Annotated in this window: 16 protein-coding genes and 1 tRNA gene; 10 read left to right on the forward strand and 7 right to left on the reverse strand. The window is 68.4% G+C overall.

Annotated features, from left to right (window positions below; translation table 11 throughout):
• Positions 1-3 precede the first annotated feature (3 nt).
• Positions 4-1044 (forward strand): patatin-like phospholipase family protein, encoded by a 1041-nt coding sequence (locus ACLJQZ_RS07625; RefSeq protein WP_410619351.1) that lies wholly within the window; start codon positions 4-6, stop codon positions 1042-1044.
• Here the strand turns inward: ACLJQZ_RS07625 and ACLJQZ_RS07630 are convergent.
• Genes ACLJQZ_RS07630 through ACLJQZ_RS07645 form a run of 4 tightly spaced genes read right to left on the reverse strand, consistent with a single transcriptional unit; the run spans position 1041 to position 4486 of the window.
• The gene (locus ACLJQZ_RS07630; RefSeq protein ID WP_410619352.1) at positions 1041-1628 is read right to left on the reverse strand and encodes a class F sortase; all 588 of its coding nucleotides are present in this window, start codon (positions 1626-1628) and stop codon (positions 1041-1043) included. The genes ACLJQZ_RS07625 and ACLJQZ_RS07630 overlap by 4 nt on opposite strands.
• Complete coding sequence (locus tag ACLJQZ_RS07635) at positions 1625-2416, reverse strand: hypothetical protein (RefSeq protein WP_410619353.1); 792 nt, start codon at positions 2414-2416, stop codon at positions 1625-1627. The genes ACLJQZ_RS07630 and ACLJQZ_RS07635 overlap by 4 nt, the downstream gene beginning before the upstream one ends.
• Positions 2417-2476: 60 nt before the next feature.
• Positions 2477-3517, reverse strand: a complete 1041-nt coding sequence (locus tag ACLJQZ_RS07640) for a trans-sulfuration enzyme family protein (RefSeq protein WP_410619354.1) — start codon at positions 3515-3517, stop codon at positions 2477-2479.
• Positions 3518-3574: 57 nt separating this feature from the next.
• The gene (locus ACLJQZ_RS07645; protein WP_410619355.1) at positions 3575-4486 is read right to left on the reverse strand and encodes a DNA-processing protein DprA; all 912 of its coding nucleotides are present in this window, start codon (positions 4484-4486) and stop codon (positions 3575-3577) included.
• A gap of 146 nt (positions 4487-4632) precedes the next feature.
• Between ACLJQZ_RS07645 and ACLJQZ_RS07650 the strand changes: the two genes are divergently transcribed.
• Entirely contained in the window at positions 4633-5445 is an 813-nt protein-coding gene (locus ACLJQZ_RS07650; protein WP_410619356.1) for a ComF family protein, read from the forward strand.
• Between the two features lie 4 nt (positions 5446-5449).
• Here ACLJQZ_RS07650 and ACLJQZ_RS07655 read toward each other — a convergent pair whose 3' ends face one another.
• The gene (locus ACLJQZ_RS07655) at positions 5450-5809 is read right to left on the reverse strand and encodes a hypothetical protein (RefSeq protein ID WP_410619357.1); all 360 of its coding nucleotides are present in this window, start codon (positions 5807-5809) and stop codon (positions 5450-5452) included.
• Between the two features lie 712 nt (positions 5810-6521).
• On the opposite strand from ACLJQZ_RS07655, the gene ACLJQZ_RS07660 reads away from it, so the two are divergent.
• Entirely contained in the window at positions 6522-6896 is a 375-nt protein-coding gene (locus ACLJQZ_RS07660) for a hypothetical protein (RefSeq protein ID WP_410619358.1), read from the forward strand.
• Between the two features lie 82 nt (positions 6897-6978).
• Here ACLJQZ_RS07660 and ACLJQZ_RS07665 read toward each other — a convergent pair whose 3' ends face one another.
• Entirely contained in the window at positions 6979-10197 is a 3219-nt protein-coding gene (locus ACLJQZ_RS07665) for a penicillin acylase family protein (RefSeq protein WP_410619359.1), read from the reverse strand.
• A gap of 141 nt (positions 10198-10338) precedes the next feature.
• Here ACLJQZ_RS07665 and ACLJQZ_RS07670 point away from each other — a divergent pair, with 141 nt between their 5' ends.
• From ACLJQZ_RS07670 to ACLJQZ_RS07695, 6 genes are all read left to right on the forward strand, one after another.
• Complete coding sequence (locus tag ACLJQZ_RS07670) at positions 10339-10713, forward strand: FKBP-type peptidyl-prolyl cis-trans isomerase (RefSeq protein ID WP_410619360.1); 375 nt, start codon at positions 10339-10341, stop codon at positions 10711-10713.
• A gap of 101 nt (positions 10714-10814) precedes the next feature.
• Positions 10815-11570 (forward strand): S1 family peptidase, encoded by a 756-nt coding sequence (locus ACLJQZ_RS07675; RefSeq protein WP_410619361.1) that lies wholly within the window; start codon positions 10815-10817, stop codon positions 11568-11570.
• A gap of 141 nt (positions 11571-11711) precedes the next feature.
• The gene (locus ACLJQZ_RS07680; protein ID WP_410619362.1) at positions 11712-12464 is read left to right on the forward strand and encodes a S1 family peptidase; all 753 of its coding nucleotides are present in this window, start codon (positions 11712-11714) and stop codon (positions 12462-12464) included.
• Between the two features lie 114 nt (positions 12465-12578).
• Positions 12579-13319 (forward strand): S1 family peptidase, encoded by a 741-nt coding sequence (locus ACLJQZ_RS07685; RefSeq protein WP_410619363.1) that lies wholly within the window; start codon positions 12579-12581, stop codon positions 13317-13319.
• Between the two features lie 113 nt (positions 13320-13432).
• Positions 13433-13741, forward strand: coding sequence for a type II toxin-antitoxin system RelE/ParE family toxin (locus tag ACLJQZ_RS07690; RefSeq protein ID WP_410619364.1), 309 nt, complete (start codon positions 13433-13435; stop codon positions 13739-13741).
• Positions 13738-14022 carry a helix-turn-helix domain-containing protein gene (locus ACLJQZ_RS07695; protein WP_410619365.1) on the forward strand — a complete coding sequence of 95 codons (285 nt, stop codon included), beginning with the start codon at positions 13738-13740 and terminating at the stop codon, positions 14020-14022. Before ACLJQZ_RS07690 ends, ACLJQZ_RS07695 begins: the two co-directional genes overlap by 4 nt.
• A gap of 230 nt (positions 14023-14252) precedes the next feature.
• Here the strand turns inward: ACLJQZ_RS07695 and ACLJQZ_RS07700 are convergent.
• A tRNA-Leu gene (locus ACLJQZ_RS07700) sits at positions 14253-14335 on the reverse strand.
• A 130-nt stretch (positions 14336-14465) separates the two neighbouring features.
• On the opposite strand from ACLJQZ_RS07700, the gene ACLJQZ_RS07705 reads away from it, so the two are divergent.
• Positions 14466-15722 (forward strand): DUF3662 and FHA domain-containing protein, encoded by a 1257-nt coding sequence (locus ACLJQZ_RS07705; RefSeq protein WP_410619366.1) that lies wholly within the window; start codon positions 14466-14468, stop codon positions 15720-15722.
• Positions 15723-15740 lie beyond the last annotated feature (18 nt).

Below are 15740 nucleotides of genomic sequence, written 5' to 3' on the forward strand. Positions count from 1 at the left end.
CGGGTGGATTCCACGGAACGTTCCGGCGTCGGCCTGGCTTTGTCCGGCGGCGGCTACCGCGCGATGCTCTTCCACACCGGCGCGCTCTGGCGCCTCAACGAACTCGGCTGGCTGCCGAAGCTGACCACCGTCTCCAGCGTGTCCGGCGGCTCGATCGCGGCCGGCGTCCTGGCCCACGCGTGGCACCAGCTGTCCTTCGGGGACGACGGCATCGCGGACAACTTCGGCAAGTTCGTCGTCGAACCGATCCGGAAGCTGGCCCGGACGAACCTCGACGTCCCGGTGACGCTCAAGGCGATGTTCATCCCGTGGCGCAGTGCGGGCGAGGAACTCGCGCGCGTCTACGCGAAGCACCTCTTCGACGACTTCCGCCTCGACCAGCTCGACCCCGCGGGCCCGCACTTCGTGTTCACCGCGACCAGCCTGCAGGACGGCTCGCTGTGGTGGTTCTTCCGGCAGGACGGCCCGCACGGGCAGATCCCGCTGGCCACCGCCGTCGCCGCGTCGTCGGCGTTCCCGCCGCTGCTCTCGCCGGTCGTGATCCCCGACCCGAACCAGGCGGACCGCAAGATCGTGCTCAGCGACGCGGGCGTGTACGACAACCTCGGCCTGGACCCGATCGAGAACCAGCGCGCGGTCGTCCTGGTCAGCGACGCCGGCAAGAAGATGAAGCACGAGGACAACCCGAAGCGGAACTGGCCGATGCAGCTGCTGCGTGTGCTGACCGTGATGGACAACCAGGTCCGCGAGCTGCGCACCGGCACGCTGCTGAAGTCCTACCAGGACAAGACGTACGCCGGGACGTACTGGGCGACCTACAGCGACATCGAGCACTTCGAGCTGCCGGACGCGCTGACCGCGCCGGTCGAGCAGACCCACGCGCTGGCCGTGACGAGCACCCGGCTGACGCGTACCTCGGAGCGGCTGCAGGACCAGCTGATCAACTGGGGCTACGCCGCCTGCGACGCGGGCATGCGCAAGTGGGTCGACCGGGCCGCGGTCGCGCCGAAGACGTTCCCCTACCCCGGATCCGGCGTCGGCTAAGCCGCGAGGTTCGCGTAGACGACGATGTTGTCCTCGTAGCTGTGCGCGGCGTGGTCGAACACTCCGCCGCAGGTGATCAGCCGCAGTTCCGGCTTGTCGCTGTTGCCGTACACCGCCTCGCGCGGCAACGTGTCCTTCGGGACCTGCGTGACGTGGTCCACGACGAACTTCAGCTTCTTGCCGTCGCTGCGGTCGACGTCCACCTCGTCGCCGGGCGCGAGGTCCTTGAGCTTGTAGAAGATGCCGGGCTTCTTGTCGCCGTCGACGTGCCCGAGCACGATCGCCGGGCCGACGTCGCCGGGCACCGGCGAGAGCTTGTACCAAGCCGCCTGCATCGGCGTGTGCACCGACGGGACGGAGATCGAGCCGTCGGTCTTGACGGCGACCGCGAGCAGGCTGGACTCCGCGCCGATCTTGGGGATCTTCACCGACGTCGGGCGCAGGCCCTTGAACGGCGCGGTCACCGGGACCGACGACGGCACCGGCGCGGGTGCCGCTTTCGGCGGCTCGGCGGAACCGCAAGCGGCCAGCGTCAGCGCGAGGGCGACCGCGGCGACCGCCGCGCCCGCCCGGCGGACGGTCACCAGGCCGTGCCGCCGAAGCCCGTCTCGACCCCGCCGTGGGGCGTGACCTTGACCTGGGCCTTCGGTGCGGCGTTGCCGGGGGTGCTGGTGGTGGTGCTGCTGCTGCTGGTGGTCGACGTGCTCGGGACGCTCGACGTCGTGGCCGGCGCGCTGGTCGTGATCGGCGCGCTGGTCGTGGCCGGCGCACTGGTCGTGGCCGGCGCGCTGGTCGTCGTGCTGGTCTCCGGCGGCGGCGCCTGCTCGAAGTCGACGACGCCCTCGCCCTCGACGCCGGCGCAGGTCCAGCTGAACTTGCCGGTGGTCGTGCCCGGGGGCAGGTTGTCGACGCGCACGGAGTAGTTCCAGGTCCGGCCGTCGGACTCGTCCTGGTCCGGGCCGCCGGTGACGTCGAGGTACTGGGTCGCCACGTTCCCGGGCGCGCCCGCCGCGCAGTTGATGACCAGCACGCCCTCGCCACCGACGCCGACGAAGCCGTGGCCGGTGTTGTCCTGGTAGTCGTCCGCCGGCGGCTCGGCCGTCGTGGTCGTGGTTTCCGGCGTCGTGGTCTTCGTGACGTCGGTCGAGGGCGCCGAGGTCGTCCCGGTGGTCGTGACCGGGCTCGAGGACGTCGTCTCGGTCGTCGGCGGGACCGTCGTCGTGGTCGTCTCGGAGGTGGAGGTCGTCGTCTCCGTGGTCGACGGCGCGGTCGTCGTCTCGGTCTCCTGCGCGAACGCGGCCGGCGCGGCGGCGAAAGTGATCAGCGCGCCCGCGGAAACGATCCCCGCGACCCGGTGCAGCGTTCTACCCACGGTGACTCCCAACGACATGGACCTGCGATGCCGCGAGTATCGAGGATTCCGCCGTTGGTGTTACTCCGCGAGGGCGATGGACAAATCGCGCCAGAGGTCTTCCGGATCTTCGAGGCCGACGCTGAACCGCACCAAACCGGCCGGTACGCGCTCCTCCCCCGGCAGCCACGCCCGCCGCTCGACCAGGCTTTCGACGCCGCCGAGGCTGGTCGCGGACCGGATCAGCCGGACGGCCGCGCAGAACTTGTCGGCGGCCTCGCCGCCGGCCAGCTCGAACGCGACCATCATCCCGAAACCCGGGTAGCGCACCCGCGTCACCGCGGGGTGCTCGCGGAGGCGCTCGACGAGCAGTGCGGCGGTCCGGGACTGCTCGGCCAGGCGCACCGGCATGGTCCGTAGCCCCCGCAGCGCGAGCCAGGCCTCGAGGGCACCCGGCGTCGACCCGACGCGGGTCCGCGCGCCGCGCAGCTCGTCGGCCACCGCCGGGTCCTTGGCCACGGTGATCCCCAGCAGCAGGTCGCTGTGCCCGCCGATGAGCTTGGTCGCGCTGTGCACGACGACGTCGGCGCCGAGTTCGAGCGGCCGCTGCCGCAACGGCGTCGCGAAGGTGTTGTCGACGACGACCCGGCCCCGCGCGGCGGCGGCGATGGTCTCGATCTCCATGACGTCGAGCGTCGGGTTGGTCGGCGACTCCAGCCAGACCAGGTCGGACGTCGCCGCCTCGGCCACCCAGGCGGCCGTGTCGGTCGGCTCGAGCTCGGTGACGGCGAGCTTGCCGAGCTTCTGCGCGTGGGCGAGCACCCCGCGCGTCACGGCGTAGCTGAACGTCGGGACGACCACCCGCGACCCGACCGGCAGCAGGTCCAGCACCGCCGACAGGGTGGCGACGCCGGACGCGAACGCCGTCGCGTAGCCGCCTTCGAGCGCCCCGATGGTCTCCTCGAGGGCGTGCCAGGTGGGTGTGCCGTCGCCGCGCGCGTAGACGAAATCGCCACCGGCCTCGTACGTGCTGGTGGCGACGAGCGGGGTGTTCAGCGGCTCGCCGGGACCGTGCGGCCGGCCGGCGGCGATGGCCTTGGTGCGAGGCGTCCAGTCGTCCATGTGATCACCGTAACCGCAGGTCATCTCCCCGGTCACTGTGACGAAGACGGCCGGCCCTCAGTCGAACAGCCCTTGGGTGCGGGGCTCGGTGGCGAGCTTGCGCATGCCGTCCGACAACTCCGCACGATTGGCTACACGACGACCACCTGCCGTCAAAAGAGCCTGGTTCCCGGGCGGGTCCTCACCGGGGAAGCCGAGAACCCAGAGCTGCTTGCCTGTCTGCAGAGCCGCTTCTCCCGCCCGCAGCGTGCCGCCACCTGCTCCAGCTTCCACTACGACGACTGCGTCTCCCAACCCCACGATGACCTGGTTACGGGTCATCGCAGCTCCAGCCGTCCAACGCTGCCTCGGAGGGAACTGTGAGATCACCAGCAACCGGCTGAGTGCTCCGTCCGGCAAGTTGCCGTAAGACTGTTTGAGCCGAAAATCGGAGATACCTTCAGCAAGCACGGCGACAGTGCTCCCTCCGGCAGCGAGAGCACTCAAGTGCGCTTCGGTATCGACGCCCTTTGCGTAACCCGAGACCACGACCATCCCGAGAGCCGCGGCGTCCTGGCCACAGGCCCGGGCTGCCCGTAACCCGTTGGAACTGGCGTTCCGGGAGCCGCAAACGCCGACCGATGTCTGCTCAAGCAGCTCGATTGGACCTCGGCAAAAGAGCGCTAGCGGCGCACCTGGCGCTCGGCGCAACCGGTCGGGGTACCTGGGGTCGTCGAAGAAGACCACCTCGACGCCCTGCTCGCGCAAGTGAGTCGCAATCTCAATCGCTGATTGTCGTTCATCGACCGGCAGTCCATCGACGAGCTGTTCGAGTCCGCGGCGTCCCGACTGCAGCAGGATCTTCGCAGCGCGTCTCGGCCCCCCGGCTGCCCGTGGCGCCAGAAGCGCGAGCAAGAGATCACGATCTGCGGTCGTTCTCTCAACCGTCATGACAGGACTGCTCTCCATCGGCGGGCCGGTGAGCGTCATTCCATCAAACCACCCCAATAGAACATGTGTTCGAGTGTGACACGACGCGAGATGCTGGTCAACGCGGCACCGACACGCCGCCCCAGGTTGCACACACAAAGCAAAACCTACGCAACACTGAGTAGCCCAAAGGAGGCTGTTCGGCGTTGACCCACCTGGCTAAACCCTTCACGCCCGATCGTCGAGGCGACCGCCTCGAGGATTGGAACTGGGAGCACGTGGGACAGGAGAGGCTCCTGTTGCTGCGGGGTTCCGATGAGACAGCTCACCACGTGTGCAACGGATTCCCCGGAGCCGTGCGTGTCGATCTTTACCCGAAACACCGACCGCGCTGGACGCATCGACTACGGCTGCAGGCCGGCGACGACGCCACCGAACTCCTTTCGCTTCTGCAGCGAGTCATGGTCCTGCGGGTACCGGCTGAGCTTGACGCAGTCATCGCGTTGGACCTGTACAGCCGCCCGTGCGCGAGAGGTACCAACGGGCTGGCCCACACATCGGTAGGCGAACTCATCCACACGATCAAGTACGAAAACCGCAGCTCCGCCAAAGTGCGCACGGCCGGTCGAACCTTGTCCAGTTCGCTCACAGAGGTCGTGCTCGCGCACCCCTGGTTCCAGACCTGCGACCTCATCCTGCCAGTGCCCGGGCACGACCAGACGCGACTGGCGGCAAGTGACCGTATCGGCGCGACAATCGCCAAGAGCACGGAAATAGACCAGGGCTCAGTCGCCACTCGTCGAGAGTTCCGGCGGTCTGTCAAAAACATGAGCCGCAGTGAACGCGCCCTGCTCATGGACGAATATTCGATCGACCAAGATCTAACCGGGCACAAGGTCGTGGTAGTCGATGACGTCTACCAAACCGGAAGCACGATGCGCGGCGTCGCACGGGCAGCTAGGCGCGCCGGCGCGTCCACTGTTCTCGGCTTGGTCGGCGCTCGCACCTTGAGCTGGTGATCACTCAGTAACCGACATAGTCGGCTGTGACCAGCGAAGACCCTTCTGGCGGGACCGCCCGCACGAGTTGTCGCAAGGCGGAACGGACATCTCCGAGAGTCTGGCTATCCGGCAAGGATCGCGCCTCGGCCATGTGGATCAGCTGACCGATCAACATCGGATGCGAACGCAGAAGATCTCCGCCATCCGCAGCGATCCGCAGGTGCGCGGCAGCACGCATCAAGTTGCCAGCAGCTTCCTCGGCGACCGCTCCGTCCAGGACAGCGGACTCGACGATCTCCCTGGCAACCAGCAGGGCGACACCTGGTAGGTGATCGGCCGGGCTGAGCTGCTCGGTCAGCAAACGCACATCCACCTGGAACACCTCCCAACCTCTGCACACTGGATCTTGGGCCCGTCGACGTTTAAACTACAACCAACAGTAGTTTAAACGTCGCAGGCTCGCCCGGGAGCCGACCATGTCTCCTTCTCGAATAGGCCGCCCGCCTGGTAGCGGACCACCTACTCGATTCACCGAGGACGAAAAGTTCACAGGTGCGGCCCGCTGGCTGGTCCGTGAGAGCGACCAGGCTGGCGAGGTCGCGGCAGCTTTTGCGCAACAGCAACTCATCGCGAACATCCGCCGACAGCGCGGCCTCGGCATGTCTGCGGCGGATGCCGCTGAACAACTCGGACGGGCCAGGACCGATCGCACGGTTCTGAACGTGTGGGCGGGACGAAGTGCGATAAGCCTGCAGATGCTCCTCGCCCTTGCCCTGGCGTTCGACGTCGAACCGCTTGCATATTGCGACCGAGCGGACATGACGACACTGCTGCCCGATGCTCATCGAAGTTGGCTGGGTTCTTGGCGGCCAGGAAACGGCCTTCCCAGGTTCCAGGACCCGGTCGGACCTGATGGTGAGCCCGCATGGCGTCGCGCTGCGCAGCGAATAGCCACGTGGATCTTCAAAGAATCCGAGGCCCGAACGCTTCACCTCGCCACAGATGCCGTGGCGACACACGTGGCTTCGGGTGCTCTCATGGCGGCGGGCCTACCTGCGGAACTAGCCACGCTCGTACAAGGACCACATGGATCTGTGCACCTGCACTATGAGACGGCATCTGAGATCGATGTCCGAGTGGCCTTGCTGCACGAGAGTGATGGCCCCTCTCGCCTTCGTCTGCTCCGCACCGTCAGGCAACTATGGGACTTCCGGCGCTCAATGGTCGACCGAGCGGTCGTCATCTTGGCCACAGCACCCAAGGAGGCTAGGCGGCTCGAACCCCTCCTGCCCGGTTACCTCGACGCAGCGGATGGCGAGACCATACGAGTACCCCCTGCAACGCTCCGTACGGCAGGGATACCGAACGTGGATGCCTCGGGTCAGGAATTTGAGATGCTCCAAGTGGCCGACGAATTGGCGCTGAACAGCTACGTCGTGAAGGTCTACCAACTCACCAAGCCCGGCTGAGCTCCACCGGGAGCAGCATCCCCGGTCACTGTGACGAAGACGGCCGGCTCGCCCGCGCGTCCGCGGGCGAGCCGACCTGGTCTCAGTGGGCGTAGACCTCGAACTCGTAGAGCGAGTAGCCGTACTTCGTGCCGCGCTGGACGCCCTGCAGCTTCACGAACCGGGCCTGCGTCGGCGCGAAGGACACGTTGTCCTGCCCGCCGTTGCCGTCCGTGACGACCGCCGAGTCCGTCCAGTGCACGGCGTCCGGCGAGGTCTGGATCTTGTAGCCCTTGCCGTACGCCGATTCCCAGCTGAGCTGCACCCGCGAGACCGGCTGCACCGAACCGAGGTCGACGGTGATCGCCTGGTCGTCGCTCCAGTCGCTGGCCCAGCGGGTCGAGGCGTTCCCGTCGATCGCGTTCGACGCCGGCGAGGGGTAGAAGCCGGTTTCGGCGCTGGTGGCGCTGACCGTCTTGCCCGGCGCGAGGTTGGCGATGTTGTCGCCGCGGTGCGCGGTGTACTCGACGACCTGCTGGAACGTCGGGCGGTTCTGCCAGCTGATCTTGTCCTGCGTGATGCCGCCCAGCGCGTTGTGCACGATGGTGTCGGCACACCACTGGTCGCCCGCGGCGCAGCTCGCGTCACCGGGGTAGACGGTGTTCGCGGCCTGGCCCGCGGCGGTGGTCAGCGAGTCGACGAGCGCCTGGCGGCACGTGGTGACGTCGCCGCCGCCGCAGAACGTGCTGCCGAGCGGGCCGGCCACCGGCTGGCCGAGGACCTGCCGGATGTCCTTGCTGACGTACCCCCACCAGCCGAACTGGAACGACGAGCCCTTGTGCGGCTGGCCGGTGTGCTGGCCGTTGCCGTTCTGGAAGCCGGACGGGCTTTCGTTGATGCCCAGCACGCCCGTCATCGCGTTGTAGGCGTTGTCGCCCATGCCCGGCTTGAACTCGGCCTGGACCAGCAGCGGCCACCACGCGTCGAAGATCCGGATCGCGTCGGCGTCGGCGTACGCCTTGCTGCCGGCCGTGGTTTCCGTCCGCTTGTGGCCGTTGGCCATCCACGTCTTCAGCTTCGCCTCGGCATCGGCGGCCGCACCGGTGGTCGGCGTCTTGTCGAGCACCTGCAGCAGCAGCGGCAGGACCCGCTCGGCCCGCAGGTCGGCCAGCGCGGCGTCTTCCATCGCCTGGGTCAGGTTGAGCCGGGTGACCTTGGTGCCGGTGAGGATCATCGTCTTGACGCGCGTGTCGAGCAGGTCGACGCGGTGCACGGCGGACTTGTCGGCACCGGCGGCCGCGTAGCCGTTGGCCTGCGCGTTGTTCCAGCTGACGTAGTAGTCCTGGTTGACCGACTGCGGGTGCTGCGACGCCGGGGTGTAGGTCGCGACGTTACCCGCCGGGTTCCAGCCGGTCCAGTCGTGCCCCTGGTCACCCCACACCGGCATGTTCGGGTCCACATTGGACTGCCGGGCCGGGTTGGCCCCGGAGTTGAAGTACGCGATGTCCTTCGAGTCGGCGTAGAACCAGTTGAACGTGAAGTTGATGTCGGCCGCGGCCCGCTGGAAGTCCGCCGCGGACTTGACGTAGCCCGGGTCGTTCAGCTCCTGGAAGCCGATCAGCGAGTCGGCCTCGTGGAAGAGCGAGGACCGCAGCTGCGCGTACGCCACGGGCTTGCCGCCGACCGTCGCCCGGCTGAGCACCGGGCCGTACTTCGTGCGGTAGCTGCGCAACGTGTACGAGCCGGCCGCGGTGCCGTCGGCCACCGTCGGGTTCCAGGAGTTCTTGACCTCCACGGTCTCCATCGGGAGGCACTGGCCCTTGTAGGTGTAGTAGTTCGAGTCCTTCGTCGGCGCCTTGCCGCTCGGGTCGCACAGGTTCAGCGCGTAGGTGTCGATGATGTCCTGCGCCGACGTCGTCGCGCTCCACGAGTAGTCCTGGCCGCGGCCCAGCAGCACGTACATGCTCAGCCCGGCGAAGGCCGCGCCGCGGGCGCTGATGCCCGGGCCCTGCAGTTCCTGCAGCATGAGCAGCTGCGGCGCGAAGTACCCGGTCTGCGGGCCGAAGACGGCGACGGGGTGGCCGCTGGCGGTCTTCGAGCCGGACACGACGAGCGCGTTCGACATGCCGTGCTTGTCGGTCAGCATGTCGCCCGGCAGCACGCCGTTGTCGAACATCCCGCGGGCGGGCTCCTGCGCGGCCGGGGCCGGGACGTCCACAGTGGACGGAGTCGCGGTCGACGCCGAGCCGGTCTGGTCGAACACCAGCTGCTGCGGGGTCACCGAACCCTTGTCCGGCAGGGCCTGGCCGACGGCGTTGGCCGGGGTCTTGCCGTACGGGAACGTCTGCCCGTCGTGCAGTGTCTTGACGGCCTCGGGGTCGTCCTCGGACCGCAGGCTCTGCCAGACCTTCTCGCCCTGCACCGCGCCGTACTGCTCCTGCAGCGCCAGCTTCGCGACGGCGTTCTGCACCTCGCCACCACCGCCGGCGCCGAACTCGGCGCCGACCAGCGAGGCCAGCGCGACCAGGTCGGTCAGCTTGAACGGGTCGATGGTGCCGGCGTTGGTGATCGCGTCGACGTGCCCGGTGAGCACGTACTCACCCGGGAAGTAGCGGCCGCTGTGGGAGTCCGAGATGTACTTGTTGATGCCGTCGACGTACGCCTGCGCGTCGGCGAGGCCCTGCGCGCCGCGCGGGCCCTTCGCGGCGACGTTGTCGATCTGCTGCTGCAGCTCGGCTTCGGTGTAGGGCGCGTTCGCGAAGAAGCTCTGCTCCAGCTCCCGGTTGGCCGCGGCGCCGCCGGCGAACGACGTCACCTGGCCGCGGGCGGCGTGGCGCAGGACGTCCATCAGCCACAGCCGGTCCTGCCCGGCCGCGTACCCGGCGCCGAACTCGGTGCCGGCGCGGGTGGTGCCGGTGATGTGCGGGACGCCGAGTGCCTTGTCCCGCACGATCGTCACGTCGGAGCGCGGCTGGGTCGTGCTGGCGACCTGGTCGGCGGCGACGCCGAACGACGAGTCGTTGAAGTACTGGTTGATCGTCCCGGTGGTCAGCGTCTGGTAGCCGCCGGCCAGCGAGGAGTACTTGCCGAGCTGGTCGGCCGCGTGCGCCGGGCGGGTGCCGAGCACCTTGTGCGCCAGGATGTCCGCGAGGGTGGCGTTGCCGTTTTCGCCGGGCGGCAGGATGTCGCTGCACTGCCCGCCGCAGTAGTCGTTGGGTGCCGCGGCCGCCTCGGCGGCCGGAGCGGTGACAGCGACCTGGGTGAGCCCGGCGACCAAGCCCGCCAAAGCCGTCAAGGTCAAGGTACGGATGCCGCGTCGCATCAGGGCTCCCTCGCAGGTCAAGGAGAGTGACGAAGCGCACGCTACCGAGCAGTAGCACACATGTGAAGAGTTTTCGCGTTTTTCAGCCCTTGGGCGTAGTCCGAACGGCGCAGCCTCGCGCGCGTGGGTACGGTGGCTGCCATGACCTTGGAAAAGCCCCAGATCGACCGCCCGGACGGCACCCCGCCGGCCGACCTCGAGATCACCGACATCACCGTCGGCGACGGCGTCGAGGCCACGCCCGGCAAGTCCGTCACCGTGCACTACGTCGGCGTCTCCCACTCGACCGGCGAGGAGTTCGACGCCTCCTGGAACCGCGGCGAGCCGCTGCGCTTCGGCCTCGGCGCCGGCCAGGTCATCTCCGGCTGGGACCAGGGTGTCGCGGGGATGAAGATCGGTGGCCGGCGCAAGCTCGTCATCCCGCCGCACCTGGGCTACGGCGACCGCGGCGCGGGCGGCGTCATCAAGCCCGGCGAGACCCTCATCTTCGTCGTCGACCTGGTCGGCGTGAACTGATTCCGCAGGCGGTGGCGGGACTTCCCGCCACCGCCGCACCGGGTTTCGCTACCCTCGCCCCCATCGCCGGCCGGACGCCGGCCCAACCAGGGGGGTTGAGAATGCGCATCCGCGCTTTGCTTTCCGCAGGTCTGTTCGCGCTCGCCGCGGCCGTCGTCACCGCGGCGCCGGCATCGGCCGTGGCCAACGGCGCCGACGTCCCGCAGGGGACGTTCAAGTTCGCCGCGAAGCTGACCATGACGGACATCCCGCGCACCGACGGCACGAAGTACAACAGCGCCTGCTCGGGTTCGCTGATCGCCAAGAAGTGGATCGTCACCGCCGGCCACTGCTTCCACGACGCGGCCCGCAACCCGGTCTCCGGCCCGGTCCCGTACCCGACGTCGGTGCTGCTGGGCACCACCACCGTCGACAAGCCGGGGATCACGCGCAACGTCGTGACGGTGTACCAGTCACCGAGCAACGACATCGCGATCGCCGAACTCGACAAGCCGGTCTTCGGCATCGAGCCGCTGTCGCTCGACCGCAAGGCGCCGGTCGTGGGCCAGAAGGTCGTGCTCGCGGGCTGGGGCAGCCTCACGTCGGTCGACCCGACACCGGGCACCAAGCTGCAGCAGGGCCTGATGAAGGTCGCGACGGTCGACCCGCTGTACACCGGCGTGACGGGCTTCGCCCCGACGTCGACGACGAGCGCGTGCACCTACGACTCGGGCGCCCCGTACTTCGTGCCGACGGGCAAGAGCGGCGGCCGCCTGGTCTCCATCGAGAGCGACGGCCCGGACTGCCCCCACGACCAGGCCGAGTCCACCGCGCGCGTCGACGTCGTCGCGGACTGGATCGCGTCGCACATCGGCTGATTCCCGGCAAAACGGCCCCGACGCCCGGCGTCGGGGCCGTTTTCTTACTCCGTGCAGCGCATTCCGACCCCGCGCACCGTCGCTACGCTCGAAGGTGATCACCGGCGCGAGCCGCCGGTGCGTGACAAGGGGGATCCACCGATGCGCGTACGCGCTGTGCTTTCCGCTGCCCTGCTCACCCTCGCCGCCGGTCTCGCGACCGCGGGCCCGGCTTCGGCCGTGGCCAACGGATCCGACGTCCCGGCGGGCCAGTTCAAGTTCGCCGCGAAACTCACGATGACGAACATCCCGAAGCCCGACGGCACGAAGTACAACAGCGCCTGCTCGGGCGCGTTGATCGCGGCGAAGTGGATCATCACCGCCGGCCACTGCTTCCACGACGCGAACCGCGTCCGCGTCTCCGGCCCGGTGCCGTACCCGACGTCGGTGCTGCTCGGCACGGTCAACCAGAGCACGCCGGGGGTGACGCGCAACGTGGTGACCGTCTACCAGGCCGCCGCGAACGACATCGCCATCGCGACCCTCGACGCCGACGTCACCGGCATCACGCCGCTGACGGTCAACCGTCTCACGCCGTCGCTCGGGCAGCAGCTGACGCTCGCCGGCTGGGGCAGCCTCACCGCCACCAACCCGGCGCCGTCGACGAAGCTGCAGCAGGGCACCGTGAAGGTCGGCCAGGTCGCCACGTCCACGCTGGGCGTGCAGGGCGTGGCTCCGACGTCGACGACGAGCGCCTGCGTGTACGACTCGGGCGCGCCGTACTTCGTCGCGGCCGGCACCGGCGGCCAGCTGGTGTCCGTCGAGTCGTCCGGGCCGGACTGCCCCCACAACCAGCTCGAGACGACGTCGCGGGTCGACGTCGTCGCGGATTGGATCTCTTCGCACACGGGCTGACTCCTTCCGGGCGTCACCCGGTGGGCCAACGGGTGACGCCCGGCCAGGGAATTCCCCCCGCCCGGCGGCGGCAATAACCTCGAACGTCGATCATCGATTCGACGAAGGGGAAGAATGCGCCTGCGCGCCCTGCTAGCCGCTGTTGTCCTGACCATCACCACCGCCCCTGCCGCCTTGGCCGCGCCAGGGATCGCCAACGGTTCAGACGTCCCCCAGGGTCAGTTCGGGTTCGTCGCGAAGCTCGCGATGACGAAGATCCCCCGCCCGGACGGTTCGACGTACAGCAGCTTCTGCACGGGCGCGCTGGTCGCGCCCGGATGGCTCTTGACGACAGGCCACTGCTTCCACGACGCGGCCCGCAACCGCGTCTCGGGCAAGGTCCCCTACCCGACGACGGCGACGCTGGGCCTCACGGACGAGGGCATCGAGTCCGGAGTGGCCCGCAAGGTGACCGAGGTGATCCAGGCGAAGGAGAACGACGTCGCGCTGGCCCGCCTGGACACCCCGGTGAGCACGGTGAAGCCCCTGCCGCTCAACCGCGCGCTCCCCAAGGTGGGCGACCAGCTGACCTTGGCGGGCTGGGGCAGCCTGACCAGCACGAACCCCAAGCCGGCCACCCGCATGCAGCAGGGCACGGTAGCGGTGGCGACGGTGGCCCCGACCACACTGGGAGTCCGCGGCGCGGCCCCGGCCATCACCACGAGCGCCTGCACGTACGACTCGGGAGCCCCGTACTTCACCCCGGCAGGCCTGGTGGCCCTGGAGGCAACGGGCCCCGGCTGCCCCCACGCGGGCATCGAAACAACGTCCCGGGCAGACATCCTGGCCGACTGGATCACCAAGACAACGGCTTAAACGAACACCTTAAGTACCCGAACTCATACCCAGAGTGAGATCGGTGGTCGCTCTCGATATAGCATCAAAGCTATGGATTGGGGTACCATCGAGCTGGAGCCAGAGGTTCACGCTTGGCTGAGAAGTCTGGACGAGAACGCGATCAACATGTCGCTTTCTACATCGACCTCTTGGCCGAGCGAGGCCCTTTGCTCGGCGAGCCCTACACGCGGCAGCTGGACGGAAAGCTTCGCGAGCTGCGCTTTTGGCTCTGCGAGCAGCCGACGCGGATCAGTTATTGGATCGCGTCAGGCAGGCGGATCATCCTGATGACGGTGTGGCCGAAGACGAGGATGCGCGAAACCGGTGAGGTCGAGCGAGCCAGACGGGCGCTACGCCGTTGTCAGGATGAACAGCACACCGTGGACGAGGAGGAGCCGTGAGCGACCGCAGCACGTGGGGCGAACTACGCAAAGAACTCGGCGTCGACCCAGCCCACCCGGCTTACGACGGAGCTCGACTGGCTTTCGAGCTAGGAGCCGAGGTGCGGATATTGCGCGAGCAGCGCGGCTGGACGCAGACCCAGCTGGCCGGACGCGCCGGGATGACACAGTCGGCCATCGCCAGGTTTGAAGCCGGCGGCACAACCCCCACCCTGCCGGTGCTGGAGCGCATAGCCGCAGCACTGCAGATGCGCCTGTCGATAGCCCTGACCCCCGCCTGACAAGGGCCTAAATACACCCACATCTAAGCCGCAAGCGAACACCACGCAGAGCCAAACGGGTGATATTCCCCACCAAGCCAAACCCCAAAACCCCCCGCAACGACCCCACTCAGCCACGCTGGAAGGTGAGAGAAGGCACCGTGGGGGATCCGGGGGGCTCGGCCCCCCGGGAGACACAAGGACAACGAGAAGAGGCCCCGACGCGCTAGCGTCGGGGCCTCTGAACAGCGTGGGCGAGGAGGGAGTTGAACCCTCACGTCCTTTCGGACACACGGACCTGAACCGTGCGCGTCTGCCATTCCGCCACTCGCCCGAGTGCTTCCTTGCGGCAGCGAGGAGAACACTAGCAGGTCGTTCGCACCGGTTTCACCGGGGGCCGTGTCGAGGCTCGCTCACCCGGATAGGATCGGGGCGGAAGCACAAGTGTGAGGAGGTTTTCCCCGGTGGGCCGCGCTGAGAGATTCGACAGGCGACTCGAGAACCTGGTGGGGAACACTTTCGCGCGCATGTTCGGTGGCAACGTCGTCACGCAGGAAGTGGCGATCGCACTCGAGCGGGAGAGTGAGGAGAACGTTCGTGAGCTGGCAGGCGGTCGGCAGCTCGCCCCGAATCACTACATCGTGTCCTTGGGGACGGCTGACCACGAGCGCATGGCCGGTGACGAGCAACGCGTTACCCAGGTGCTGGCGAAGGCGGTGGCCGAACACCTCGCCGCCGAAGGCCTGGACACCTATGGTGACGTCGTCGTATCACTCGAGCGCAACGAGGCGCTGCATACTGGACAGTTCAAGACCCGTTCGTCCGTCGATCCCGACGCCCGCCCCGCAGGCGCCGGTTCACCGCGGTCGGCACGACCCAGCAACGCAGGAGACCCAGCAATGAGCCAGCCCCCCGGCTACGGCCAATACGACCAGGGTGACCCGTACGGCCAGCAGGGCCAGTACGGCTACGGACAGCAGGCTGGCCAGCAGCCCGGGTACGACCAGGGTTACGGCCAGCAGCAGGGCGGCTACGAGCAGGGCGGCTACGGTCAGCAGCCCCCGGCCGGTGGCTATGAGCAGGGCGGCTACGGTCAGCAGCCCCCAGCCGGTGGCTATGAGCAGGGCGGTTACCAGCAGGGTGGCTACGAGCAGGGCGGTTACGCCCAGCAGCCCCCGCAGGGTGGCTACGATCAGGGTTACGCCCAGCCCCCCCAGGGTGGCGGCTACGACCAGGGCGGTTACGCGCAGCCCCAGCAGGGCGGCGGGTACGACCAGGGCGGCTACCAGCAGGGTGGCTACGACCAGTACGGCGGCCAGCAGCAGCAGGGCGGTTACGACCAGTACGGCCAGCAGCAGGCGTACGGCCAGCCGGCCGGCGACCCGTACGCGCAGCAGCAGGGTGGCTACGGCGCCCCCGCGGCGGCGCGTCAGCTCGCGGCGAGCCTGCAGCTGGACGACGGCTCGAACCGGACGTACTCCCTGAAGCAGGGTGGCAACGTCGTGGGCCGTGGCCAGGACGCGGACTTCCGGCTCCCCGACACCGGTGTCTCGCGCCGTCACCTGGAGATCACCTGGGACGGCCAGAGCGCGACGCTCGCCGACATCGGGTCGACGAACGGCACGACCGTGAACGGCACCCCGGTGCAGACCTGGCAGCTCGCGGACGGTGACGTCATCCGAGTGGGGCATTCGTCCCTGGTGTTCCGTACACAGGGCTGACTCCGGGCGCGAAATACT

Source organism: Amycolatopsis sp. cmx-8-4, assembly GCF_046548675.1.
GTDB lineage: Bacteria > Actinomycetota > Actinomycetes > Mycobacteriales > Pseudonocardiaceae > Amycolatopsis.